Here is a 25,590-nt window from a genome sequence, read left to right as displayed (position 1 = left end):
GGGCTTTTGTCATGACCTGCCATTAGTTAGCAGGCCGGGGTGGTCCGCGCCACCTTGCCTGGGCCCGTTGCAAGGGCATGGCAAGGTGGGGGACGAGGTCACACCACCTTGGCGATGGCGCCGGCCACGTAGCCGAGGTTCTTGCTGTTGAGCGCGGCCAGGCAGATGCGACCGGTCGAAACCGCGTAGATGCCGAATTCGGTCTTCAGCCGCTCCACCTGGGCGGCGCTCAGGCCGGTATAGGAGAACATGCCGCGCTGGTGCACCACGAAGCCGAAGTCCTGCGCCACGCCCTGCGCCTTCAATGCATCGACCAGCCCCGAGCGCATCGCGCGGATGCGGTCACGCATGCCGGCAAGCTCGCCTTCCCACTGCGCGCGCAACTCACCGCTCGCCAGCACCGTCGACACCAGTGCGCCGCCATGGATGGGCGGATTGGAATAGTTGGTGCGGATCACCCGCTTCAGTTGCGAGAGCACGCGGGCCGATTCATCCTTGCCGGCGGTGATGATGGTCAGCGCCCCGACCCGCTCGCCGTAAAGCGAGAAGCTCTTGGAGAACGAGCTGGAGATGAAGAACTGCAGACCGGAAGCGGCGAAGGCACGCACGGCCACCGCATCGGCGTCGATCCCGTCGGCAAAGCCCTGGTACGCCATATCGAGGAACGGCACCAATGCACGCTCGCGGCAGGCTTCAACCACCTCGGCCCATTGCGCATCGGTCAGGTCGGCACCGGTCGGATTGTGGCAGCAGGCATGCAGCACGATCACCGAACCGGGCGCATACGACAGCAACGCTGCCTTCATCGCCGCGAAATCGACACCGCGGGTGGCCGGATCGTAGTAGGGATAGTTCTCGACGGTGAAGCCTGCGGCTTCGAACAGCGCGCGATGGTTTTCCCAGCTCGGGTCGCTGATGTAGATCTTGGCGGCGGGGGAAAGCCGCTTGATGAAATCGGCGCCGATCTTGAGCGCGCCGGTGCCGCCCAGTGCCTGCGCAGTCACGAGCCGGCCGGCGGCGGCGAGGTCGCTGTCTGCGCCGAACAGCAGGTTCTGCACTGCGTTGTTGTAGGCGGCCGGCCCTTCGATGGGTTGATAGCCACGCGCCGGTGCCTGGCTCAGCCGGGCCGCCTCGGCGGCCTTGACCGCGGCCAGCAGCGGCAGTTTGCCGTTGTCGTCGTAGTAGACACCCACGCCGAGATTCACTTTCTGATCGCGTGGATCGGCGTTGTAGGCTTCGTTCAGACCCAGGATCGGGTCGCGGGGGGCCATGTCGACGGCGGCAAAGATCGAGGCGGTCATCCTGTGCTCCAAGGCTGGTGGCGGGCGGCGGGGCCCGTGTGTAAGAAAGGCCGGTATTTTAGCACGAAGGCCCCAGGCGGCCGGCGGGGCGGCGTGGTAACAGCGGGTACAGCGGATTGCCGCACCACCGCGCCGTCATTGGTTGTCCTGCAGGCACTTGCTCAGATCCTGGCGCTTTTCCCCGGGCCGGATGACACAGCGGTGATTGCCGAAACGCAGGTACCCGTCCTGCTTCGGTATCGCCTGCGGCTCGGGGTTGCTTGCCGCCACGGCGGACGCCTGGCGTGCCTGCTCGAGGGCCTGTCCGAGCGCCGTTTTGGCCTGGGTCAGCTCCTGCGCCAACTTCTCTCGCGCCGCCTCGGCCTGCTGCTGCCCCGCCTGGGCCTGCTCCAGCGCCAGCCGCGCGTCGCGCCAACCCTGGGCATTCTTCTGCAAGGCGCCGCGCAGCAGCGTGATCTGTTCCACATACTGCTTTTCGTTGAATTCGCGGACGAACAGACCCATCCCCAGACCCAGCAGCACAAGCAGCAGCGCGCCCAGCACCCCACCGGCGGCCAGCAGCGGCACGCGGTGGCGCACCCACAGCGGCACACGCGGCGTGGCCTCGCCCTCAGGTGCGCCGGTGGTGACGATCTGGACGATCGGCTCGGAATTGGATTCCTGGCTCATCTAGAACCGCTCTTGCCTGGCCGGCGCGTCGAACCATCCCTCGATCGCCGGTACTTCGCCATCCATCTCGAATGCGATGCCTTCGCTGCGCATCGGCACAAACAACCGGCCGGTCAGCCGGTAGCGTGGCAATCCCTGCCCATCGGCACGGCGCAATTGGCGGGCCAGGGTGGCAAGGTTGCTGACGACATCAATCCTTACCTTGGCATCACCCAACGCGGGCACCGTCACCGCCTGCGCAGCCACCCCTGAGGCGAGCGGTTTGCCATTGACGGCAAGGTCGGCATCGAGCCCATTGAGCGGCAACGCAAACCGGTTGGGATTCTGCACCCGCAGCACCAGCGTGAAGCGTTGTTCGAACAGGCCCGCCTCCTTGAGCGACAGCCCGGCGAGCGACACGGTGGGCTTCTCGAAATGGGCAGGCACGCCGGCGCAGCCCGCAAGCCAGGCCACCATGCCGGCCACCATCCACATATACAGTCGACGTCGCATCAGACGGCCTCCAGCAGCGGCGTCAGCGCTTCGGCAATGGCACCGGTCAGCGGCAGCGCGCCGGGTTGTTCGGGGTGGAGCACGGCAAAGCTCACTTCGGCATGCGCCACCAGCTTTTCGTTGTCGGCACGCAGGATACGCTGCGAGATCACCCCATGCCGCTCGCCCAGCGACGCCAGCCGGGTTTCGATCACCAGCTCATCGCCCATGCCGGCCGGGCGCTTGTAATGGATATCGATCCGGCTGACCACCAGTGCCAGTCGCGACTGCATGAAGAAATCCAGCCGTCCCGCCTCCTCCATCATGTTCCAGCGTGCCTCTTCCAGGAACTCCAGATAACGCGCGTTGTTGACGTGGCCATACAGATCCAGGTGGTATCCGCGGACCTTGAGGCGTGTGAAGTGCGGCATTGCGATGTCCAGGCAGACGATGGGGCCATCTTAGGACCTGGCGGCTTTTATTTCACGCCGCCATGGGCGACGCAAGCCGCCAGGCAAGCCGCCTGCAGCGCATGCCGCCCAACCCGCGCATCGGCCGACACGGCCGGCGGTGGCGGCAGCGGCGGGCCGATGCCAGTGCATATGCACTAGGAAAAGTGAGGCCCGTTCGCGATAATCGCCCGCATTCGAATCCGCTGCACCCAGAAACGTGGATCTTCGCCATTCCCGTCCGTTTCGCATCGTGCTGCTGCTCGCTTTCATACTAGCGCTGCTGCTGAGCGCGGGCCCTTATCTGTTCGATGTCGAATATGTGCGCAACGAGTTGCGCGCGCTGGTGCTGCGCGAAACCGGGCGCCTGCTGACCATCCGGGGCGACACCCATGTGGTGCTGCTGCCTTCGCCAGCCCTGATCGCGCGTGATGTGGCGTTATCGGAGACCGATGCGAATACGCCGTTCGCCAAGGCCCGTAGGCTGCGGATCGGCCTGTCGGCCTGGACCTGGCTGCGCCACGGCACCGTCGCTGTGACCGAGCTTGAGGTGGACCGTCCGCAGCTGGCGATACGGCGCTACAGCGACGGGCGCTACAACTTCGATGACCTGCTGGCCGATCGCGGCAGTCAGGCAAAGCTGCGCTTCGACCTGCAGCAGCTGCACTTTCGCGACGCCACCGTCGACTACACCGACCGCAGCATGCCCGAAGCGTTGCGCCTGTCCGGCCTGACGGTGGAAGTGGATCAACCGGCCGACCCCATTGCCGGCCGGCTTGCGTTCAGCGGCGATGTCACGCTCTACCGGGCAAGGCAGCCGCAATGGCGTGCCCACGCCGAAGGCGGCGCGGCGCTGCGCTACGTGCCTGCGGAACGGCGGCTCTATGTGGCTGAGCTGGCGCTGGAGATGAACCAGCAGGGCAAGAGCGCGCCGGCGCTGGCGTTGCTCAATACACGGCTCAAGGCCACCGGCGAGCTGATCTACGGCTGGGAGCCGCTGCGGCTGAACGGCGGTTCGCTCAGCATGGAGGCAGTCGGCGCGCGCGCGCGCCAGGCTTGGCAATGGCGGCTGGACGCGCCACGTTTCGACTTTCGCGACGGCGTGGCCCGACTCAACGACCTGCGGCTCACGCTTGACATCCGCAGTCCGCAAAACCGCCTCACCGCCGAATTGAACATGCCGGCGCTTGCAGGGACCCGCCGTGGTTCGTTGCGGGCCGACCATGCCCGGCTGGGCGTGAAGGTCACCTCACCCGAGCAGCGCTTCACCCTCAATTTCGTCAGCCCGCTCGAACTGCACCACGGCACGCTGGCCCGGCTGCCGGCGTATCGCCTGACCGGCAACTATGGCAACAAGGGCCTGCCGCGCGGCGCCATTCCGTTCGAGCTGAGCGGCGATGCGGAAATGGACCTGGAGCAGGAACGCATCAGCCTGATCAACCGCGGCACGCTCGATGGCGCGCAGTTCGCCACCCGCTTCGCGGTGCGTGACTTCGTCTACCCCAAGTACCGGGTCGACCTGGACCTGGCACGGCTGGACCTGACACCCTATCTGCCCGCGGTGGCCGAAGGGGCCAAGGCGGTCGATACCGAAACGCCGCTGGAATTCGGCTGGCTGGAGCGGCTGGATGCCGACGGGCAATTGCGCATCGGCGAATTCGTGGTGAAGAACCTGCGCCTGCAGAACATTGCACTCGAATTCAAGGCCCAGGATGGCAAGGTGCAGCTCGACCCGTTCACAGCCCATATCTACGGCGGCAGGCTGGCCGGCCAGCTCGCCATCGACACCACCGGCAAGGTGCCACGCTACCATGTGCGCCAGCTCCTGTCGGGCGTCAACATCAACCCGCTGCTGCGCGATCTGCTGGCGATCGAGCGTTTCGACGGACGAGGCCAGCTGGATCTGGATATCTCCGCCAGTGGCGCGCGTCTTTCCGAAATCCGCCACTCTGCCACCGGCCGGGCGCATATGTCGCTGGCACGCGGCGCGGTGCGCGGCATCGATCTTGAAGCACTGCTGCGCACCGTGAACCGGCAGCTCAAGCGCATGAGCGGCGAGCAGATCAAACCGGCCGATCTGCACGCAAGCACCCCGTTCTCCGAACTGCGCGCCAGCCTAGCGATCAAGGACGGCCTTGCCAGCAATGAGGACCTGTACGTGGGCACCAGCCTGCTGCAGCTCAAGGGCCGGGGCCAGATCGACCTGGGCGACGGCCGGATCGACTATACGCTGCACGCCAGCGCCAATCCGCGCGTACCCGAGCTGCGCGACCTCGCCGGCGTGTCGGTGCCCATCCACCTGAGCGGAGTCCTGGCATCGCCGGAATACCGGGTGGACTACAGCACACTGCGCGAACAGCTGACGGCCGAGCCCACACCACCGTCGACGGACAAGCGCCGATGAACTTCGCCGAACGCCTGCTGGCCTGGCATGCCACGCATGGCCGCCACGACCTGCCCTGGCAGGTGCACGACCCATACCGGGTCTGGCTGTCCGAGATCATGCTGCAGCAGACGCAGGTCACCACTGTCATCCCCTACTACGCCCGGTTCCTGGCACGGTTCCCCGATGTGGCAGCATTGGCGTCGGCGCCGCTGGACGACGTGCTGGCGCTGTGGAGCGGGCTGGGTTATTACAGCCGCGCCCGCAACCTGCACGCGGCGGCGGTCATGGTCATGGAGCGGTTCGGTGGCGCCTTTCCAGCCGACCCGGCACTGCTTGCCGAACTGCCCGGCATCGGGCGTTCCACCGCGGCAGCGATCGCCGCATTCTCGTTCTCGGTGCGCTCACCCATCCTGGATGGCAATGTCAAGCGCGTATTGGCACGCTGGGCAGGCATCGATGGCTTTACCGGCGAAAAGGCCATCGAGTCCCGTCTGTGGCAGCTGGCGCAGACGCTGCTGCCCGCAAACGCCGAGGATATGCCGGCCTACACCCAGGCCCAGATGGATCTCGGGGCCACCGTCTGCACTCCACGCAAGCCGGCGTGCCTGGCATGCCCGGTGGCCGAGGACTGCGTCGCGCGCCTGACCGGGCGCCAGCACGAGCTGCCAACGCCCAAGCCAAGAAAGCCGCTGCCGCAGCGCCATACCGTGATGCTGTTGATCCGCGACGCGGAGCATCGGCTGCTGCTGGAACGGCGCGCGCCCACCGGCATCTGGGGCGGCCTGTGGTGCCTGCCGGAAGTCGACAGTACGCTTACCGCCGAGACCACTGCCCTGGCCCAGCTTGGCCTGACGTTGCAGACAGAACCGGCACTGCCTGACTTCGTGCATGTGTTCACCCATTTCCGGCTGACCGTGACCCCACTGCCGGCACGGGCCGTCGGCATCGGGCCGCTGCGTGATACGGACCGCTTACGCTGGTTCACCCGGGCCGAGGCACTGAGCGCAGGGATACCCACCCCGCTGCGTCGGCTGCTGGCATAGCACTGCCACCTGCAGCCGCCCCATCCAAAGGCCCCGGGAAAGGCACCAGCCAAGGGGCGGATCACCTGCACCCGCCTCTACCTGGCGCAGCAGCGAGACTGGATATGGCTACCGATCGTCGCAGCGCATCGGTCGATAGACATGCCGAATGTCATATATGGACGGCCATGTCGGCAAGGCCGACAGGCGAGCCTGGCGCCTTGCTGCCCGGGCAGTCGCGGTGACGTATCACTGCCACCGCTCGCAAACCAGCAATTGCCGTCACCCACCGCGCGACAGGACATCGAGCAGCCAGACAGGGCGCGAACGCCCGTCCTGGCTCAGGACAGCGGCCAGCTTCGTCCATGGCGTCCAGGTCGATGCGGCAGGGCCAAGTCAGGTGACCAGGGGTAAAAATGCTTGTAAAAACAAGGGGGCCCGCCGTCAGCGTATGATCAGGCAAAGGCCGGCCGATGCTGCGGTGCAACGGCAGGGCGACGAAGAGGGCGTGGGGAAATGACGGTGCGATTGCTGAAGCGGCGCCACGTTCAGCACCGCCAAACGGAAAACAGCCGCCGGCAAAGGCGACTGCTTATACGATTGGCGCACCCGACAGGGATCGAACCTGTGACCTTCAGCTTCGGAAACTGACACTCTATCCAACTGAGCTACGGGTGCAGCAAAGAGGAAGCGGATGATAGCGCGTTTCAGACGCCGCGTCCAAGTGCGGCTTGGATGGGCAAAGATTTGCCGGGTATAATCCGCGCGGTCATTCCAGGACCGCGGTTCAAAACCTAGGTATTCATAACATGACAAGGGATACAGCATGAGCGGTTCCAATGTCGCCGGTGGCGCAAAGAAAGTTGTCGGTATGATTTTGGCAGCGGTAGTCGGATTTCCGCTGCTCATCCTTTTCGTAGCCAAGCTGTTCACCTCCGGCAGCGGCGTCGACCTCAGTCTTTCCACCATGACCAAGGAAGCGATCTCGGCGCGGCTGCAGCCGGTCGGCGCGGTCAAGGTCGTCGAAGGCGGTGCCCCGGGCTCGCGCAGCGGCAAGGCGGTCTACGAATCGGTCTGCATGTCCTGTCATGACGCCGGCCTTGCCGGCGCGCCCAAGTTCAAGGACGTGCAAGGCTGGGCCGCGCGCATCGCCCAAGGCTTCGAGACGCTGTCCAAGCACGCGATCGAGGGCCTGAACGGCATGCCGCCGCGCGGTGGCGCCGCCGACCTGACCGACGACGAGGTCAAGCGCGCCGTGGCCTACATGGCCAACGCCGCCGGCGCGTCGTTCACCGAACCGGCTGTTGCGGCAGCTGCTGCAGGCGGTGCCGTCGACCCGGCCACCAAGGGCAAGGAAATCTACGATACGGTGTGCATGGCCTGCCATGCTGCGGGCATCTCCGGTGCGCCCAAGCTTGGCGACAAGGCCGCCTGGAGCGAGCGCCTGAAGAAAGGCGAGGACAACGTGATCGCCACCGCGATCAAGGGCATCAACGCCATGCCGCCCAAGGGGGGTTATCAGGGCTCCGACGAGGAATTCAAGGCGGCCGTCCTGTATATGCTCAACTCGGCCAAATAACGCCTCTGCCATCGGCGGAACGGGCGGCCCAGGCCGCCCGTTTGCTTTGCATGGCCCGGCTCCGGCGCAGCCCTGCCCTGTCGCCGGGCCCGCCTCACCGGCACCGCCAGGGACAGACGATACGACCGGGCCGGCTCACACCCCGTGGCGTCGGAACCAGCCCAGCATCTCCATCCAACCATCGCGCGCAGCGGCAGCATGGTAGCTGGGACGGTAGTCGGCGTTGAAAGCGTGGCCGGCATCCTCGTAGACGATGATCTTGTTGGCCACCTCGGCACGCTTGAGCGCCGTCTGCATCGCCTGCACCGTATCGAGCCCGATACCCTGGTCGCGTCCGCCGTAAAGGCCCAGCACCGGCGCCTTGAGCTCGGCCGCTACATCCAGCGGATGGCGCGGCATGTTGGTGGAAGGCTGCCCGACCAGCCGGCCATACCAGGCGACAGCCGCTTTCAGGTGGGGATTGTGGGCCGCGTACAACCAGGTGATGCGTCCACCCCAGCAGAAGCCGGTGATCGCCACCCGCGCCGGATCGCCGCCGTTGCGCGCGGCCCATTGCAGCGCGGCATCCAGATCCGCCAGCACCTGGGCATCGGGCACCTTGGCCACCAACTCCTTCTGCAAGGTGGGGATGTCGTTGTATTGGCGCGGATCGCCCTGTCGGGCGAAAAGGTCCGGAGCGATGGCAAGGTAGCCTAGCTTGGCCAGCCTGCGGCACACATCCTGGATATGCTCATGCACACCAAAGATCTCCTGGATCACCAGCACGGTCGGCAGCGGTGCGCCGGCGTTTGCGGGATGGGCCTGATAGGCGGGGATATCCCCGTTGGCGCTGGGAATGAACACCGGTCCGACGCTCAATCCCGCACTGTCGGTGACGATGGTCGATGCTGTCACCGGGCGCACGGTCAGCGCAAACCCGGCAGCCAGCGACGCGAGCAGGAAACGGCGGCGATCCTCGGTGGAGAAGCTGTTGTGATCAGACATGTGGTTCGGGCTCCTTGATCAAGCGCGGCAGGTGCAACCCGGGGGACAGCGCGGCGGGAACATGCCTGATACCACGGACATGCGTGCATGCGACCCTCCGGCTCTCTGCCGCAAGCGCGTTGCGCAGACCGACGCATACCAGGGCGAGTTCCCGATGGCATCGCGGTCGCGCCCTTTTGTTTAGCGCAAGCAGGTGCAGCCCCCAAGCACAGCGGCATGACCGCCGCCGGCATGGTGAGCCGATGGGGCGGGATCCGGTGGCGGTACACAAAGATCGTGGGCAGGCCTTACCGACCCGGGCTGCCGTGCGGCGCGGCCCGCAGATACTGATTCGGCCAAGCCACGGGCTGGCGCAGCGCCTGCGCCGCATGCAACGGCCAGTAGGGATCGCGCAGCAACTCGCGCCCGATCAACACCAGATCGGCCTGGCCGGTCCGCACCACATGGTCGGCCTGCGCCGGTTCGGTGATGAGGCCGACGGCCCCTACCGGCACCTGCGCCGCCTGGCGCACCTGCGCGGCAAACGGTGTCTGATAGCCAGGCCCGGCAGGGATATGCGCCACAGGCACCGATCCGCCGCTGGACACATCGATCAGATCGGCCCCCAGGTCCTTGAGGATGCACGACAACGCCACCGTCTCCTCGGGCGACCAGCCGTGCTCGATCCAGTCGGTCGCCGACAACCGTACCAGGAGCGGCAATGTTTCGGGCCACACCGCGCGCACCGCGGCCACCACCTCGCGAACGATCCGGGTCCGGTTCTCGAAGCTGCCGCCATAGGCATCATCGCGCTGGTTCGAGATGGGCGAGAGGAATTGATGCAACAGATAGCCATGGGCAGCGTGCACTTCCGCCACCTCGAAACCCGCGGCAAGCGCGCGGCGCGCGGCAGCGGCGAAATCCTCGACCACCTTGGCGATCCCCTCCCCGGTCAGTGCAATGGGCGAGGGGTAGTCCGGCGCGAACGGAATAGCCGACGGCGCCACCACCGGCCAGCCGCCCTGCTCTGGCGCCACGGCACCCTGACCCCCACCGAGGCCATGGGTACTGGCCTTGCGCCCGGCATGGGCCAACTGGATGCCGGCCACGCTGCCCTGTTTACGGATGAAACGGACGATGCGCTGCAGCGGTTCGATATGCTCGTCCTTCCATATCCCTAGATCTGCCGGGCTGATCCGGCCCTCCGGGCTGACCGCGGTGGCCTCCGTAATCACAAGGCCAGCACCGCCGACCGCGCGGCTGCCCAGGTGGACCAGATGCCAGTCGTTGGCAAAGCCGTCGTCGGACGAATACTCGCACATCGGCGAGACCGCGATGCGATTGGGCAAGGTCAGACCCCGCAGGGTCAGCGGATCGAAAAGATGCGGCATGGGAGCTCCCGGTTGCGGTGACAGCCAAAGCAGGCTTGGTCCTATCGCAGATGGGGCCCCCAGCGCCAGTGGCAAGACCCGGGGCAGGCATTACCGCTGCAGCCGGCTCAGCATGTGCGGCGCAGCGGGAAGCGCGCGGCAGTCAGGCCGCGTTCGCGGCCAGGAGGATCACAGTCCGCCAGGTCAGGCAGTCACCCCAAACAGCAGCAACGTACAGAAGCCGGCAACCGTGGCGGCGCACAGCGCGATCGACGCAGCCTTGAACCAGGCGGCTTTCATGTCGTCCATTGCAGTTCCTTCCGGTGACGTGGTGATGTTGTCGTTCTGGATCAGAGGGACATTGCAATATGCCTTATGCGTCGCCGGTTTGAGCAATCGGTGGCGACAGGCGGTAGTCTGGACGCGCCCGACTACATGACGGCAATGTTGGGCCAGGACAAAGTCGGCCCGATGCAGGCCGATTAGGCTGGATGCGTCCCGTTCCATTGAGGCCCATGCCATGCAGCGCACCGCTCAGGAAGACCTGGCCCGCCCCCTGTACACCTACTATGAAGGCGTCCCCGACTATCTGGTCGATGTCTACGACTGGGCGTACGTCAACCCTGATCGCGTCAGATCGCTCGACCGCAATCTGGTAGTCCGCACGCTGCTGTTCCTGCAGGACAGGCGACTGATGCGCCGATATCTCGAACGCATCCGTGCCGGCAGCCGGGTGTGGCAGGTGGCGCACGTCTACGGTGATCTGGTGATCCGCGCTGCGCACCGGGTCGGGCCGCACGGCGTGTTCCACCTGAGCGACATCACGCCGATCCAGCTTGAACAGGGGTTGCGCAAGCTCTCCGGCCTGCCCTGGGCCAAGGTCTTCCGTGCCGACGCCGGGCAGGCGGCTCAGCAGGATCGGTACGACCTCGTCTGCAGCTTCTTCCTGCTGCACGAGGTGCCGGACGACAAAAAGCGCCAGATCGTCGACTGCATGCTGTCCAAACTTGCTCCAGGGGGCGAGGCCGTGTTCGTCGACTATCACCGCCCCCGCGCCTGGCAGCCGATAGGTTGGTTGCTGCGGCTGGTGAACGCCTGGCTCGAGCCGTACGCCCACGCATTGTGGCAGCACGAGATCAGCGAATACGCAAGCGACGCCGCGCAATACCGCTGGGAGAAGCGCACCCTGTTCGGTGGGGTGTATCAATGCGTGGTAGCGCGCCGGACATGAAAAAACGCGGCCGAGGCCGCGTTTTTTCAGCAGGTGCCGTACCGCTTATTGCTTCTTGCTCCCGGACAGCGTCAGGAGTTCCTCCAGCTGCGCCTTCGGGATCGCACCCGAGACGATACGGCCGTTGGCGAAGATCAGCGCAGGCGTGCCGGTGATGCCCAGCTGCTCGCCCAGCGCCAGATTGTCCTGGATCGGGTTGGCGCAGTCGGTGCTGCCGTTTTCCGGCAGCTTCTCGTTGAGCACCCAGTTCTTCCAGGCCGCGGCGCGGTCCTCGGCACACCAGATCAAGGCCGACTTGCGCCCGGCATCCGGATGGATGGAGAGCGGGAACAGGAAGGTATAGATGGTCACGTTGTCCACGCCGGCGAGGCTCTCGCGCTCCAGCCGCTTGCAGAACGGGCAGTCCGGGTCCGAGAACACCGCGAGCTTGCGGCTGCCGTCGCCGCGCACTTCCTTGACCGCCTTGTCCAACGGCAGCTTGGAGAAGTCGGTGCTCATCAACTCGGCAACGCGCGCCTCGGTCAGGCTCTTCTTGTTGACGACATCGACCAGATCGCCGACCAGCACGTAGTCCCCCTTGGCATCGGTGTAGACGATCTGCCGGCCGCCCAGCACCACTTCATAGATGCCCTGCAATGGTGTGGCGCTGACGCTGGTGATGGTGCGACCGTCCAGCGATTTTTCCAGCTTGGCACGCAGCGCCTGCGCGGCCTTGGGTTCCTTGGCCGGGCCCGCCGAGGCCGAGCAGGCGGTCAATGCGATCATGCCGGTGGCAATCGCGGTGCGGATCAGACGGGAAGGTGCTTGCAGCATATTGTTGTTCCTTGAGTTCAGGCATCCATCGCATGGCGGATCAGTTGGTGTTTGAGCCATGCTTGTTGGTCGGTCAGCCCCAGGCCGAGGTTGCGCAAGGTCTTGAGCAGAGGATTGCGGTTGTTAAACAGCTTTTGCAGGCCGTCGCACACTGATTGCATCAGCTGCACCGGCTCGCGCCGCGCCCGCTCGTACCGGCGCAGCACCAGATAGTCGCCGCACCGCTGCGGCGCTTCGGCACCCAGGATACCGGCGAGTTCCGCCACGTCGCCAAAGCCCAGGTTCACGCCTTGGCCAGCCAGCGGATGCACGGTATGCGCGGCATCGCCGACCAGCGCGATGCGTGCCTGCACCATGTGGGCCACGTGATTCAACTGCAGCGGGAAGGCCGCAGTCTTGCCGGTCTGACGCAAGTCGCCCAGTCGCCGACCACCGGCTGCCGCCACCGTCTCGGCCAGCGCCGACGGCGCCATCGCCAGCAGCTCGCGCTGCCGCGCGGCATCGCACGACCAGACCATCGAGAGGCGCTGCCCGGGCAAGGGCAGCCAGGCGAGCACGCCGTCGTCGAAAAACCATTGGTGCGCAGTGCCGCGATGCGGCTGCGCACATTCGAAATTGGCCACCACGCCGAACTGCTCATAGGCATGCTGCGCCACGGCGATCGCGCATGCACCGCGCACCCAGGAGCGCGCGCCATCGGCCCCCACCACCAGCCGCGCGGTCAGCTCGCGGCCATCGACGAGTGTCAGGCGGGCGGCATGCGCGTCGATGGCCAGCCTGTCCGGCTTGGCCGGCGCCAGTACCGTCACGTTGGATGCCAGGGCCAGTCGCGCCCACAGTGCACGCAGCAGCTCCCGGTTTTCCACGATGACGGCCAGCTCGTCCACCCCGGCTTCCAGCGCCGAGAACGCCAGCTGGGAACGGCCGTCGTCGCCGAAGATGCGCATGCTGGCCACCGGCTGCACCCGCTGCGGGTCCAGCCGCTGCCAGGCACCGATCCGCGCCAGCAGGCGCTGACTGGCACGGCTGATGGCATAGATGCGCGCATCCCAGTCGTCCGCCGGGGGGTCGAACACGGCAGGCTGGTCCTCCAGCAGCAGGATCGACAGCGGCGTGTCGGCCAGCGCGGCGGCCAACGCCGCACCGACAAGGCCGCCGCCGACGATGATGAGATCGGCATCGGTGGTCGCAATCATGGCCTCGCAGTTTACCGGCTCGCAGTGCCGCAAGCGAGCGGCATGCCGTCTATGCTTTTGTCATGATTGTGCGCTATCTCGCCCCACTCCTCGCCTTTGTCGCCGGCGTATGCCTGTTGCAGCTGCAGACCGCGTTGCCTCCTGTCTGGCCCGCGGGGCTTGCAGCGCTGACAGGCGCGGTGCTGGGCTGGCGTGACCCGCGCCGCCGCACCTTCTGGCTCACCCTTGTGGCAATCTGCCTGGGTTTGGGCTGGGCCGGCATGCAGGCGGGTGCAAGGCTCGCCGGGCAGCTGCCGGCTGCGCTGGAAGGAAAGGTCATCACCGTCCCAGGCCATATCGTCGGACTACCGCAAGCAAGTGCCCACGGTTGGCGCTTCACATTCGCCACCGACAGCCCCGCCTTGCCGCGCCGTATCCAGGTGAGCTGGTATGGCAAACCGCCGCCACTGGCGCCTGGGCAGCGCTGGCAGTTGTCGTTGCGGCTCAAGCGGGTGCACGGCGCGGTCAACCCGGGTGGCCCTGACCTGGAAGCGTGGATGCTGCAGCAAGACATCGGCGCGACCGCCACCGTGCGGGCCGGTACGCGGCTACCAGGCCATGCACCCGCCGCGGCCATCGACCGACTGCGCGCCCTGCTGGCTGAACGGATCCGTCACGCGCTGGGCCCGGCACCACAGGCCGGTGTGATCGTCGCCCTGACCGTGGGCGAGCAAAGCGGGATCGCACTGAACGGTTACATTAAAGTCGTGAACTGAAATCAGGCTCAAAGCCGCGAAAACTGGTCGGTCAGCAGAAGTGCAGATTACAAATAGTCGGCAACCCGGGGCCGCTCTTCGGCGAAAAATCTCACATTAAAGTTTGAAACTGGGGCAACAAAACCTCGGAAACTCATGGTCCCAGGCTCGACAGTTAGAGCATGAATCACAACCCAAATGTCGCCGCCCCTTCTCTAGGCTCCGGCGCTAGCCTGTGGCAGTATCTAGACTGAAAAACTACGTACGAGCGGGTGCGAAAAACGTAGCGCCGCCCGGGAAACCGGGTCCCACCTGGAGTGGGAAGTCTGCAGAAATGCAGGTAGAGAATCCCGCACACGACGGCCGCTTCATGCGGCCGTTGGTCTTTCTGGCATTCGACGCCGTGGTCTAGTGTGTGACTTTGAGCCAAGCAGCAGGGGGGGGCTTTACGCGAGCTTGAGGTTCTATTCAAAGAAGCGTCAGCTCATTGTTCTTTTCCTGCAGCAACTTGGTACCGTGCTTTAGAGGCGAAGTCGAACTTCTGCCGGATAATGCGAACGAACCTTTCCGTTGTGAAAGGGACCGTTGAAAAAGTATACTTAGTCCCCTCTCCATTCAAGCAGCGTTTGATGCAGGCTTTCTATCTACAAAAACAGCCAAATCGCAACAATTTCATAACCAATCCGAAAACACAAACCCCCATTTTTGGCGTCTTTCCAGCTATTCAGAAGCATGATTTTCCCCAAGGAAATATCTATCTTCGGCATGGCGAGCACAAAAGTCGGCACAAAGGTTTCGGCTTGATTCACATCTGGGCTGAACGCTTTCCTCACTTAACAGAAATTGCCGATGCTGAAAGCAAGGTGCTGCCTTGGGTGGGCTCTATTTTAGGAGGCCCCGCTGATATTCATTGCGAGTTCGACGACCCTCGGGGCGAACATCGTCCGACTATTCTACGCGGGAGATATGGGCTGCTAATCGTGGAATTTCGCAAAGACGGCGAAAACGGACCATTTTACTCGATAGTTACGGCTTACGTAGGGCAAGCAAAAGGCCCCAAGATTGGGGCCTTCAAAGTGTCGAGTTCATGATAGTCGTAACGCCTCTTTAGCTTACCCAGCAAGCCGGGTGGTTCAGAGACCAGCACGAGTCTTTTGTGCTGCCACTACCGCAGGGACACTAGCATACCTGCTGCCAATGAGTCTGAAGGCCAATGCTAGAGAAGCCCTCAACTCCTGTTCGATTGCAGTAACTCGACGCCCCCAGTGTAGCAACAAATGTGGCACCACGCTAGCCTGCAGACATGTAGACAGAGGACCACGCACACGACGGTCGCTTCATGCGGCCGTTGGTCTTTCTGGGCCTAGGCCCCCGTAGGCCCCAGCCTGCACCTTGAGTCGAGTACTATCACCAATCCGCTCGTCACCCCGGATTCCAGAACACATTGCGGCTAGAACGAAACCGCGTAGGCTAGTTTTTAGCTCTGGTTGCGCTGCGCTAGCCGCACAACCTGGTGAGCGGACAGCGGGCGCGGGGGGCGCTCAGCAGCTTCTTCTACGTGCTGTGCGCCTTGCCTGTGGCGCACATGGCTGAGCGACAACGGGGCCGCTCGCATCTCGGAGATTTATCCGTGAGGCCTCAAGAGTTGCTATCCCTCCTGGAGCACTGCCGGGAGCTTTTTGCCCATCTTTCTACCCCTGCAGAGCTCACGCCCGACGTGCTGCAGTTCTGCAGCCTGCTAAGTCATGACCAGCCGGTCTATCTCTGCTGCCAGCCTGAACCTTGGAGCAGGCTGGATTGCTGCAGCCGAAACGTACTGACGTTTATGGAGACCAAGGGCGGACGGATATGCTGTGGCTACCGCATCGCGTGTAAACCGGGCATTTACATCGAAGGTATTCGGCATGCTGTCTGGACCGACGGCACGGAGAGCCGTGACGTTTCCTTCCTGGTGACTGGGGAGCCTCGAATCCTGTTCGTACCAGACGGAAGAACTTTCGATGGCGGGAGGAAGTGCGTTCGCTTTGCGATGAGCCATGTGGGCAATTACATTAAAGTCGTGAACTGAAATTCCCCGCAAAGCCGCGAAACCCGGTCGACTGGCAAAACGGCTACTTCCAAATAGTTGAGAACTCGCAACTACAGGTGAGCTGTAAGACGCACATTAAAGTCTGAAACTCGAACACCAAATAGTTGAGAACTCCCCCGCCACAAGACCGAGGGGGCGGGTAAAAACAACATAGAGGTTCACAGAGATGGTCATGGCGTCATATTCAATGTAGATGCCGAAGACTTCTGTCGCCCTCCAGCAACTACCTCCTTCCACTGCTGCCGCCCTTGAGCAGCTTGGTGCGCACTTGGCTGTCGCCCGCCTACGCCGGAAGGAATCTCTCAAAACCTGGGCCCAGCGCATGGGCGTCTCCGTTCCGACGCTGCAGCGTCTTGAGGCCGGTGACCCGTCGGTGGGTATTGGAATTGTAGCGACGGCCCTTTGGCTCATTCAGCGAGATGGTGAACTGCTGAACTTGGCGTCGCCCGAGCGCGACGTGGGAGCCATCGAGATGGACGTGCACAAAGCGGTCCAGCTGGGCCAAGCACGTGCACAAGCCTCTGCAGAGGCCCGAAGGTTTCGAAAGACTGAATGAATTGTGGCGAAGCGATTTACCAGGAGCTTTCCCGCACTTTTTCACCGCATTTTTCTCAACGCTTGGCAGGTGTCTCCGACGAAACATGGGCCTCTTCCCCGTCTGTTACTCAAAACTCCACCGAGAAGCCGAGTCCACTGTGGCATCCGCCACAAATCATTGCGGTGTTGCTTGAACGTTGGTGAGCTGGGCGGTCAAGGTACCGCCGTATGTCGGCGGCATAACAAAATATTTGCCTTCCAAATCAAAAAGACAGAGAAAGACAAAACACGTCATGTAGAAATGCGAGGCGATGTTATATGTCAGCTTTGAGTCATAATTCAGTTCTAATACTTGTCACCGTCGCCGGTGCCGTTCAGAGCGCCCCAACACCTGTTCCGTGCGACGGCTCTCCGCGCGCCGAAGAAATCACATTTACCACCCAGCAGACAACAGCGCCCCGGCAAGCGGCTTTAAACGCAGCTCGCACATATCTAATAGCGAGCACGCCTGCTGCGCTTGAAGTCGTAAATCTGTACGAGAACTCTCCAGCTTTAAATAAGTTGGCGTTACCGAAGAAATTAGAATTTGCAAAGCCATTTGGAGAATTCCCGCTGCCTGGGGTACAGCGCACCTCAGCCGAGGCTGAACTGCGCGCGAAATACCCCAACATTCAGGACATGATTGAGCAGTCCTATGACCCCAAAAAACAGCCTCTCCGCCCAAAAACCACGGACCCTCTCGTTAATTATGGACCTCTGAGCCTTAAGGAGGAAGATTTCGAGGCGGCAGCCAAGCTTCGTTCAGGGGGCAATGGCAACAACCAGATGACGCAACCTCAGGCGGCGCAACTATCCGGTCTGGAGAAAATAATTAGGTTTAAGTACAAAAGCGAAATGAAGTGGAATGACATGACGCTAGGTATTTTGAAGAAACTGGGATACCACAGCGCGGCTTCAGACGCATGCAACGACCAATTGCTTGGAAAGATTCCATTACTTCAAAGAGAAGCAGCCTTCTCGGAGGACTGGTTTGAAGTCTTGTGGCGAAAGTACCTTAAGGACCCCGATGCGTTTAAGGCAGAACAACCACAGCTGGCCACAAATTTCTCGAATTATCACACGCACTTGAACGCAGTGCTGAATACTTGCTTCACCCCGGCGGCTCCGGAAGGGGCTTACTCGGCCATGGACGCCCCTCGCCGGTTAGGCTTTCTAGAATTCGGAGAGGAGCACATCTGCGAAGCTTATCTTATCTCTAAAGAACATATCCTTACTGCTCGCCATTGTTGGCAGGGGCGACCTTCGCTAATTAACGCCTATAAGGCTGGAAAGGTTACGTTCAGGCCGCTGGGGTCTTCAGATACGCGACAACAGGTTTGCGCAGCTAAGACGGATAAAGAAGGCTTGTCCGTAAATATGCCGATGAAAGAAGAGCTGCTCGTAATGCGTATTGCACCTGTGGACTTCAATCCAGAGCCCGTAAAATTAGCTAGTGCCAAGGAGCTGGTGTCATGGGTGGAAAAAAAGGGGGAGGCCTTACCAACACAACTAACGGTATTTACACGGGTGAGTGGCGCGGAAATCGTCTCCCCCAAGTTCAAGGGTAGTATTGGAACGTCTAAGCCTGCGGGGTGCTATATCGTGAACTACAACCCAGGCACTTCTTGTTTTACGCATTACTGCCTCACCTATCCGGGCACCAGCGGGGCGCCCGTCTTTGCTAATTTTGGCAAGGACTGGAAGCTAGTCGGAGTTCACCTAGGAGCGGCAATTCCCCAAACCGTGAAGGCCTATCCGTCTTGCGGACCAAACTCTACCAATTTAGAAAATGCGGCCTTATTGGCTGACCAAAACCTTCTTAACAAGTACCTGTACTGAGGGGTTATTATGTTTGCCAAGCTTATCGCTGTTGCTGTACTGGGGGGGGTGAGCGCAGTCGTGCAAGCCGAACCGTTACTTCGTGTTGGTGTCACGCACGCATGCCCTACGGCGTACACTACGCCCGGCCAAGAAGCTGAGGGCTTTTTGGAAACCATCTTAATTGGAGTTGCGGTCGACGTAGCTGCAAATCTCGCGGGGTCGTTGATATCGAGCTTAGGCGATTATTTGACGCAGGACTCATCCCTGACTTTAAATGGGCTCTATCCGGTCAAAGGCTTTTATGTCAACACAGCGAAAGGCGTGTTCCCGGCAAGCCAAGCTAAGTGTGTTTGGGTTGCCGTGGCAGATAAATTTACGGCGCCTTCTCGAGACGAATATGGCACTGAAATCGAGACCGAGGGCGCTCGTAGAGTCAGCCCGGAGGAGGGAGCTGCTTTAATCCCATCGCTGCATGCGAATATCCCTCATGCCGCTGTTGAGCTCACAGGCCTGGCCGCCACACCTGTATTTTATTACGAAGGTGAGATTGAGCTCTCTCCGGACAACACGGCTTGGCGTTTGGTCACGAAAAAGCTTTTTTACCCAAAATTTATCGAGGAAGCGGGACTGTTCCATTCACAAACCCGGGATTTTGGGCTGACTTTAGAATATTCGAAACCGGCGGCTGATAAGCCGTTTGCAATCTTCAGCTTCAATCAAAGCGCGATGGCAGAAGGCAGTTTGAATGGAAAGGCTGGACTAGCTTTCCAAAGTGGCTGGATGCCTTTGCCGGAAGCGGCACCTCCTTCTGACAAGAATCTAAAACTATTTTTTCCTGTGAACTTGAAGGCGCAATTTGTTGAGACGAGAAAGCCCAACGTGCTCTCTAAAGCGGTCGGAAATGCCTTGAAATCAAACAAAGATAAGGCGGTGAGTGCGGTGAAGGACGAGACCCTTTTGGCACTCTCCAAGGACGCGCGTATTACCGCAAAGGGCAAGTCCTTGGACGAAGTAGAAGTGGCGCTTGTGGCGTACACGACAGCCCAAAGCGCAGCCAAGACTGCCTATGACGACTATCAGGCAGCGGTAGCGGCAAAGGATGCCACAAAAACTGCGAATGCTTTGAATGCCGCCAACGCAGCCTACGTCCGCTTAGCGCAAGCAGAGAACAATGCACGGGCAAAGGCTGCTGCAGCAGGGATACCCTTCACGGAGGCGGGACACCCAGGACCTTTACCGAAGTAGGATATCGACGCGTTCACTCAAGCGGTCCAATGGGCCGCTTCCGTTCTTCCAGCACTGCGCATGTTCAACACAAAGCGCCTCAACTGAAGAGGCGCTTTGTGTTGATGCTAGCGCTTTAAGGGCCGTCTGCACCGATGGGAGGTCAAGAGAAGCTCGGACATCGGTTTCGAAGCGCACCAGCGAGTGCGCTACCTGCGAGTCCAGCAGGAGCATGCTGCGCTGCTCCAAGGTCACGCCAGGGATAACCACGAAAATGGGCTTTCCTTGTGCGGGGGCCATGCCCACTTCGATGTGGTAAGCATTTATGAGGTCGGTAACTCAAATCGGCCCAAAGCCGCGAAGAATCGTAGCCGCTCAAAACGGGTAGGTAATAAAGTTGGTAAACGCTGTTTGCGCACGGACTGCAACCCATGCAATTAAAGTCGGTAACCGGTGAGAAGAACGTCGTCTGCCCACCCTGCCAAAGGTGGCGTTGAAGTTATTTAGCCATCAGAAAATCAACATAGATGTTCACGGATATGGCCATGGCGTCATATTCTATGTAGATGCCGAAGACTTCTGCCGCCCTTGAGCAGCTTGGCGCGCACTTGGCTGTCGCCCGCCTACGCCGGAAGGAATCTCTCAAAACCTGGGCCCAGCGCATGGGCGTCTCCGTTCCGACGCTGCAGCGTCTTGAGGCCGGTGACCCGTCGGTGGGTATTGGAATTGTAGCGACGGCCCTTTGGCTCATTCAGCGAGATGGTGAACTGCGGAACTTGGCGTCGCCCGAGCGCGACGTGGGAGCCATCGAGATGAACGTACACAAAGCGGTCCAGCTGGGCCAAGCGCGTGCACAGGCCTCTGCAGAGGCCCGAAGAGGTCGACAGGAAGACAAGGCGTGACGTCTGCGCGATATGCATCTTCAAAGCGACTATCGTAGTACATCTGACGATTTTAACGCCGCTATCTGCAGCTAGGCTATGCTTAAGAGGCAAGCACTGCCTACGAAAAATCGTTAGTTTAGGCTCACTCCAATTGAATAGAACTCTGACTGCACTTGGTTGCAACAGTCACTTACCTGCCTACTTGCTCGGTAAATATAAATGACCCCCAGGATTGTGCTCGACTGCGAAACATTCGAAGCGACTCTCGAGAGCTTAGCGCGTATTTTTCAAACCACGCCAGATACATTGCACACCCTACTATCGGCCAAGGAAATAGATGCTCATTTTGAAATTCATTGGCGAGAGCTGCCAGAGTTTAAAGAGTATGTTTATGCAATAGTTGAAAAACACTTTGGAAGCCCTTTGCCTCTGGACGCAGTCTGCTGGTTTCATACGACGCGAATATTTCCTGGAACGAACTTTTCCGAAGGCATACTCCCCCTCGGTGCAGCTCTCCCCGCCTTAAAGGAAAGACTTGTTCAAGCAGTTGACGACGCTCACATCAGAGAGCAACTTCAGGGCGCCCTTCACTCAAATAGCATTATTGATTTTCACTACTCCAACAAGACTCAAAACCCGATACATTGGGGGCCCTATGCCATATTGGTCAAGGAAGTCGCTCTCCATGCGACAGAGCTCGGCCAGCACGACTACTTAGGCATGCCAGAGATAATTGAAGATATTTGCAATGGATTTGAGAACGTAACAGGTACGAATCTAATACCTGAATATAGTACGAAGCTCAAACCGGCCATTGTCAAATTCACTCATGCAAGCGACCGTGACGAATCCTGTATCGCCACCGCCTTGTGCTACGCCCACTCTCGAATTCAAAAAGGCATTCCGTGCGCAAATTCTGTTACTTGTTTTGATGGAAAAAACAATCCAGTTCCTCCACGATGCATTTTGCGTGTGGAAATTGTGGAGTAGCGCATCCCTTCACACAGATTTTCATCGAAGTGGATATCGTACACCTAAATTATACCCATTCCAGCTTATCAGCGGGCGCCTGCGCCCACGTGGATAGCTCGGCTACACCCCATGTCTGCTGCACGGTACATTTCCGCACCAAGCATTCAAAGACTCACCTTAAAGCAAACATCAATTGCCCTGCAGAGCACCAGATTAATGAGCACATTAATAAAAACCTCATTTGAACAGCTGATGACAGACGCCCGCCTTATGGAGCTTTGCGAGCTGCAACGAATAGGCGATGAAGTTTTAGATGTTATTTCTTTAACAGAAAATCAGCACTCAGATATTATCGCTTGGATGCTGGATGCGAAAGAAGGCCATGGACAAGGCGACGGAATACTTCGAGACTTACTAATTTATGCGTCAAAAATAGCGAATGATGACGCATGTAACCTGGATGGGCGGACCCGCACTGCACGGTTCTTTCAAAACTGGCCTCCATCACGCATCCAAACAACCAGCTTCGGAGCGGCATTTTCAGCTAGAGAGTTAGGCATAACTGCAAATCAACGAGTAGACTTATTTATTGTCGACCCGCACAATAAATTTATTCTCCTGATTGAAAACAAAGCCGGCACCGCCCATATGCAGTCCCAGCTAAATTCTTACAGAGAAGGGTTTGAGAACGCTTTAAAGCAATCGCCTCACCTGAAACAATACGACGTCGCCTACATTGCCCTTGATAAGATATTTAACGAAGAAACTGCCTCAGCACTTCCTTGTGGGGACGCATGGCTCCATATTGGATACGATTGGCTGGAAAGCTCGGCGAATCGGGCTCTCCTGCACATAAACAGAGGGAACACAGCCGCAAAATTGGTTGTGAGCTACTGCAACAGACAAACTGAATGGGAACCTCCCAGCAACAGTAGAAGTTTACAGCTTGCTGCGGACCTCCACCTGGAGCATACCCAGGCCATTCAGCAATTAATTAATTACTCCAGAGGCCGACTAGAACACAAATGGCTCGGCGCAAACCCGGACGAAAAGTCACATTGGTTATTTCTGCTACAAAACAAGAGTGTAATGGCTTTTTTGCAAGAAACCCAAGGCATGACAGCTGTTAAATTGGGTATACGAACAGCGATTCCGGCACTCCCCGTTGAAAACTTTGAACACAAGCGCGTGTGGCTCAACCTCTGTCCACAAGGCTGGAACTCCGTTGTGAGAGATGACGGCTGGTGGCCGGTCTATTTAACCGTGCGCTATGCAACCCCTAGCAAGACCAAATATCAGCTAACGCTCACTTGGAACAGTCAGAGTGCACGGACGAGCGAAGAAGCAGATAAGCTCCTATCTTGTCTAAAATCGGTTGATGCAAAGTTGCAGCCACTAAAAATGCGGAATCGCCGACAAGTCGTATCCTTTGGCGAATTTACGCAATCAGAACTAGTCGACAAGATAAAAATACTTAACGCCGAACTCGCAGCTTCGCTAAAAACAGCCGCCATCCGTTAAGAAGCCACCGCCATGGCCACTACGCAAACACTGGGTCCACTCCACTTCGAAGACCTTGAGCCGAAGCGCTTCGAGGACCTGGCTCGCCAACTCATCTACGACTTCAAGCCTTGGCGAAAACTCGAAGCCACAGGGCGCGCAGGTAGTGATGATGGCTTTGACGCGAGAGGCTACGAAATGTTGGCGGCGGAGACCTCTGTCGCAGTTCCTTCGTATTCCTCAGAAAGCGCCGGCGACGTCGAAGAAACCAATGCAGACCAAGCTCTAGCCGTCGGTGCAGATGACAAGCTCTGGCTCCTACAGTGCAAGCGCGAGCGGGCCATCGGTCCGACAAAACTGCTCGGCTACCTTGACGACATCGTCCTCGCCGAAGGAGACCGGCCGTGCGGTACGTTTCAACGAGAGCTGCGACAACGGCGACTGCGTCAGAACCTTTGAGAATGGCTGCAGCATCCATTTCCAGGCGGCTTACTGCTATGACCCAGTCAAGCAGGCTTGGGGCTGGAACTCCGACGGATGCTAAGGCAGCCCCACAGTGCTTGCGCCCCTAGCGCAAGCGACACACCTCACACAGCGGCGTTTGCTACGCTTCATGACAAACGCTTACCATTAAAGAAATTTTCCATTCACAGTTGGCAAGCATGCCCGGCAAGCTATTTGTGGTTCTAGGCGATAAGACCAGCCACGGCGGCACGGTCGTCTCGGCGCAAAGCCCGATGACCTTCGATGGCAAGCCCATCGCCACTATCGGCGACATGACGGTCTGCCCACAGTGCAAAGGCAGCTTCGCCATCGTGCAGGGTGGCGGAAATATCTCGCTGCTGGGTCGGCAGCTTGCTCGCGAAGGTGACAAAACAGCGTGTGGCGCAGTGCTGCTTGCCGGCGGCCAAACCAGGGGAACGCATGAACAAGCCGGAGGCGGCAGTGGCGCAGCTGCTGCGATTTCAAGCAAAGCGGCGCCGGCCGCAGCGGCGGCACAAATGTTAACCCCTGGTGCCCCAAGCGATGCCGCGCACGAGGTGCAGTTCCTCGTCGAAGACGACGACGGCAACCCGCTCCCCTATCGGGACTACCTGCTGACCCGGGCAGATGGCTCCACCAAGCTGGGCAAGACCGACTCCAATGGCCTGACCGAAGCGATTCACGGCAACGAAGCCGAATCGGTATCCATCAGCGTCCTGTTCAAGGCGCCCAAGCGAATGCTTGAGAAGAAGGAAGTCAGAACATGAGCAAACCGCTCAAAGAGAGCGACTTCGAAACCGTAGCCGTGCTCGAGCGCGTCACGGGCCAGAAGATTGTTCCGCACAAGATAACGGTGAACGACAAAGCTGCTACCAGGCAGGCCATCATCCTCGCCCTGAGGCGGTCCGGCTTCACGTTCAAGACGCGTTCCGAGTGGGGCGCCAAACCGGGCAAGGCCAAGGAGGATTGGAACTTCCATTCCATTACGCTCCATCACGCCGGCAATAGTTTCAGCTGCCATGCCGATGGCGTGGAGCAGCTGAAGAAGGCTGAGGAAATCGATTTAGGCAAGTTTCAGCAGCTCTCGTACCACTACGCGATTGATTGCGCCGGCACCATCTACGAGGCCTTAGACATCCGATATAAAGGCGCGCACGTTTCCGGCGGCAACTCCGGCGTACTTGGCATCGTGATGCTCGCGGACTTCAGCGTTCACGGCGAAGCCTACGAGCAGGAGTACAAAGAGAAGTCCACGTGGGAACGGATAAAAGGCGCCCCTGGCTGGATTGCAGATAAAGCCGACACTGCAACAGACGAGCCTACAGACGCGCAAATCAAGGCGCTGTACAAGCTGGTCGAAGTGCTGAAGTCCGTTTTCTTCCTTGAAGTCTTCGGTGGGCACCAGGAGTTCCAAAGAAACGCGACTGGTGAAGGCCGCGCATGTCCCGGCCGCTACGGCATGGACTTAGTAAATATGATTCGGAAAGACCTCAACATGAAGGTGCCTGTCAAATGAGGGTCAAGCGCTCCCGGCTCATTGTGCTAGCTGTCGGCGTCTTAGTAGCAGTGTGCTTCCAGTTGTTCATCGGGTACGAGCAGATTGACCGCCACGATAGCGATGTGAGCGAATTCTTCGTGAAGAGGTATCCGTCGTTCCAATTCGTCTACCGGAACCCGGTCCATTGTGGGGAGTGCGATGTAGCGCCGCTTGAGGACTTAACACCGCCTGAACTGAAGGAGTTTGAGAGGTACTGTCGGGCTCGCCACGGCCTAGACGACATCGCTGCCTGCTACAAAATCTACGACGACTGGCAAAAACAGGTCCGGCGCAACCTAGGGATAGACGAGGCAAATTAA

The 25,590-nt window shown here is 60.3% G+C and carries 23 protein-coding genes and 1 tRNA gene; 15 read left to right on the top strand and 9 right to left on the bottom strand.

Annotated elements, in window-relative coordinates; all coding sequences use genetic code 11:
• Nucleotides 1–98: 98 nt before the first annotated feature.
• The 4 genes from N8I74_RS06510 to N8I74_RS06495 all read right to left on the bottom strand — a co-directional run bounded on the left by N8I74_RS06510 (nucleotide 99) and on the right by N8I74_RS06495 (nucleotide 2,872).
• Complete coding sequence (locus N8I74_RS06510) at nucleotides 99–1,301, bottom strand: amino acid aminotransferase (RefSeq protein ID WP_263126051.1); 1,203 nt, start codon at nucleotides 1,299–1,301, stop codon at nucleotides 99–101.
• A 135-nt stretch (nucleotides 1,302–1,436) separates the two neighbouring features.
• Nucleotides 1,437–1,970 (bottom strand): hypothetical protein, encoded by a 534-nt coding sequence (locus N8I74_RS06505; RefSeq protein WP_263126050.1) that lies wholly within the window; start codon nucleotides 1,968–1,970, stop codon nucleotides 1,437–1,439.
• On the bottom strand, nucleotides 1,971–2,462 hold the full coding sequence (locus tag N8I74_RS06500) for an LEA type 2 family protein (RefSeq protein WP_263126049.1): 492 nt from the start codon (nucleotides 2,460–2,462) through the stop codon (nucleotides 1,971–1,973).
• Nucleotides 2,462–2,872 (bottom strand): acyl-CoA thioesterase, encoded by a 411-nt coding sequence (locus tag N8I74_RS06495; RefSeq protein WP_263126048.1) that lies wholly within the window; start codon nucleotides 2,870–2,872, stop codon nucleotides 2,462–2,464. Before N8I74_RS06495 ends, N8I74_RS06500 begins: the two co-directional genes overlap by 1 nt.
• 238 nt (nucleotides 2,873–3,110) lie before the next feature.
• Between N8I74_RS06495 and N8I74_RS06490 the strand changes: the two genes are divergently transcribed.
• Both N8I74_RS06490 and mutY read left to right on the top strand, forming a co-directional pair.
• The gene (locus N8I74_RS06490) at nucleotides 3,111–5,294 is read left to right on the top strand and encodes an AsmA family protein (protein ID WP_263126047.1); all 2,184 of its coding nucleotides are present in this window, start codon (nucleotides 3,111–3,113) and stop codon (nucleotides 5,292–5,294) included.
• A complete protein-coding gene (gene mutY / locus N8I74_RS06485; RefSeq protein ID WP_263126046.1) occupies nucleotides 5,291–6,319 on the top strand; it encodes an A/G-specific adenine glycosylase in 1,029 nt (342 codons plus the stop codon). Before N8I74_RS06490 ends, mutY begins: the two co-directional genes overlap by 4 nt.
• Nucleotides 6,320–6,899: 580 nt before the next feature.
• Here the strand turns inward: mutY and N8I74_RS06480 are convergent.
• Nucleotides 6,900–6,976, bottom strand: a tRNA-Arg gene (locus N8I74_RS06480).
• Between the two features lie 148 nt (nucleotides 6,977–7,124).
• Here N8I74_RS06480 and N8I74_RS06475 point away from each other — a divergent pair.
• Complete coding sequence (locus N8I74_RS06475; RefSeq protein ID WP_263126045.1) at nucleotides 7,125–7,877, top strand: c-type cytochrome; 753 nt, start codon at nucleotides 7,125–7,127, stop codon at nucleotides 7,875–7,877.
• A gap of 135 nt (nucleotides 7,878–8,012) precedes the next feature.
• Here the strand turns inward: N8I74_RS06475 and N8I74_RS06470 are convergent, their stop codons facing one another.
• On the bottom strand, nucleotides 8,013–8,861 hold the full coding sequence (locus N8I74_RS06470) for a dienelactone hydrolase family protein (RefSeq protein WP_263126043.1): 849 nt from the start codon (nucleotides 8,859–8,861) through the stop codon (nucleotides 8,013–8,015).
• Nucleotides 8,862–9,148: 287 nt separating this feature from the next.
• Nucleotides 9,149–10,231, bottom strand: coding sequence for an NADH:flavin oxidoreductase/NADH oxidase (locus tag N8I74_RS06465; RefSeq protein ID WP_263126042.1), 1,083 nt, complete (start codon nucleotides 10,229–10,231; stop codon nucleotides 9,149–9,151).
• A 499-nt stretch (nucleotides 10,232–10,730) separates the two neighbouring features.
• Between N8I74_RS06465 and rquA the strand changes: the two genes are divergently transcribed.
• On the top strand, nucleotides 10,731–11,441 hold the full coding sequence (gene rquA, locus N8I74_RS06460) for a rhodoquinone biosynthesis methyltransferase RquA (RefSeq protein ID WP_263126041.1): 711 nt from the start codon (nucleotides 10,731–10,733) through the stop codon (nucleotides 11,439–11,441).
• 45 nt (nucleotides 11,442–11,486) lie between these two features.
• Here the strand turns inward: rquA and N8I74_RS06455 are convergent, their stop codons facing one another.
• Nucleotides 11,487–12,254: a DsbC family protein gene (locus N8I74_RS06455; protein ID WP_263126040.1), complete on the bottom strand. Its 768-nt coding sequence runs from the start codon at nucleotides 12,252–12,254 to the stop codon at nucleotides 11,487–11,489.
• A 17-nt stretch (nucleotides 12,255–12,271) separates the two neighbouring features.
• Nucleotides 12,272–13,450, bottom strand: coding sequence for a UbiH/UbiF family hydroxylase (locus tag N8I74_RS06450; RefSeq protein ID WP_263126038.1), 1,179 nt, complete (start codon nucleotides 13,448–13,450; stop codon nucleotides 12,272–12,274).
• Nucleotides 13,451–13,512: 62 nt separating this feature from the next.
• Between N8I74_RS06450 and N8I74_RS06445 the strand changes: the two genes are divergently transcribed.
• The 11 genes from N8I74_RS06445 (at nucleotide 13,513) to N8I74_RS06400 (ending at nucleotide 25,590) form a co-directional block, all read left to right on the top strand.
• Nucleotides 13,513–14,205: a ComEC/Rec2 family competence protein gene (locus tag N8I74_RS06445; protein WP_263126037.1), complete on the top strand. Its 693-nt coding sequence runs from the start codon at nucleotides 13,513–13,515 to the stop codon at nucleotides 14,203–14,205.
• Between the two features lie 608 nt (nucleotides 14,206–14,813).
• On the top strand, nucleotides 14,814–15,275 hold the full coding sequence (locus tag N8I74_RS06440) for a hypothetical protein (protein WP_263126036.1): 462 nt from the start codon (nucleotides 14,814–14,816) through the stop codon (nucleotides 15,273–15,275).
• A gap of 1,853 nt (nucleotides 15,276–17,128) precedes the next feature.
• Nucleotides 17,129–18,688, top strand: a complete 1,560-nt coding sequence (locus N8I74_RS06435) for a trypsin-like serine peptidase (protein ID WP_263126035.1) — start codon at nucleotides 17,129–17,131, stop codon at nucleotides 18,686–18,688.
• 9 nt (nucleotides 18,689–18,697) lie between these two features.
• On the top strand, nucleotides 18,698–19,915 hold the full coding sequence (locus N8I74_RS06430; RefSeq protein WP_263126034.1) for a hypothetical protein: 1,218 nt from the start codon (nucleotides 18,698–18,700) through the stop codon (nucleotides 19,913–19,915).
• Nucleotides 19,916–20,460: 545 nt separating this feature from the next.
• On the top strand, nucleotides 20,461–20,796 hold the full coding sequence (locus N8I74_RS19440; protein ID WP_408611874.1) for a helix-turn-helix domain-containing protein: 336 nt from the start codon (nucleotides 20,461–20,463) through the stop codon (nucleotides 20,794–20,796).
• 201 nt (nucleotides 20,797–20,997) lie between these two features.
• The gene (locus N8I74_RS06425; RefSeq protein ID WP_263126033.1) at nucleotides 20,998–21,768 is read left to right on the top strand and encodes a hypothetical protein; all 771 of its coding nucleotides are present in this window, start codon (nucleotides 20,998–21,000) and stop codon (nucleotides 21,766–21,768) included.
• 111 nt (nucleotides 21,769–21,879) lie between these two features.
• Entirely contained in the window at nucleotides 21,880–23,271 is a 1,392-nt protein-coding gene (locus N8I74_RS06420; RefSeq protein ID WP_263126032.1) for a PDDEXK-like family protein, read from the top strand.
• Between the two features lie 12 nt (nucleotides 23,272–23,283).
• Entirely contained in the window at nucleotides 23,284–23,709 is a 426-nt protein-coding gene (locus N8I74_RS06415) for a hypothetical protein (RefSeq protein WP_263126031.1), read from the top strand.
• 203 nt (nucleotides 23,710–23,912) lie between these two features.
• Complete coding sequence (locus tag N8I74_RS06410; protein ID WP_263126030.1) at nucleotides 23,913–24,500, top strand: PAAR domain-containing protein; 588 nt, start codon at nucleotides 23,913–23,915, stop codon at nucleotides 24,498–24,500.
• Nucleotides 24,497–25,249 (top strand): peptidoglycan recognition protein family protein, encoded by a 753-nt coding sequence (locus N8I74_RS06405; RefSeq protein WP_263126029.1) that lies wholly within the window; start codon nucleotides 24,497–24,499, stop codon nucleotides 25,247–25,249. The genes N8I74_RS06410 and N8I74_RS06405 overlap by 4 nt, the downstream gene beginning before the upstream one ends.
• Nucleotides 25,246–25,590: a hypothetical protein gene (locus tag N8I74_RS06400; RefSeq protein ID WP_263126028.1), complete on the top strand. Its 345-nt coding sequence runs from the start codon at nucleotides 25,246–25,248 to the stop codon at nucleotides 25,588–25,590. The genes N8I74_RS06405 and N8I74_RS06400 overlap by 4 nt, the downstream gene beginning before the upstream one ends.

The sequence above is a fragment of the Chitiniphilus purpureus genome (genome assembly GCF_025642115.1).
GTDB lineage: Bacteria > Pseudomonadota > Gammaproteobacteria > Burkholderiales > Chitinibacteraceae > Chitiniphilus > Chitiniphilus purpureus.
The sequence above is the reverse complement of the archived record's forward strand: the minus strand, read 5'-3'. Positions and strand labels throughout refer to the sequence as shown.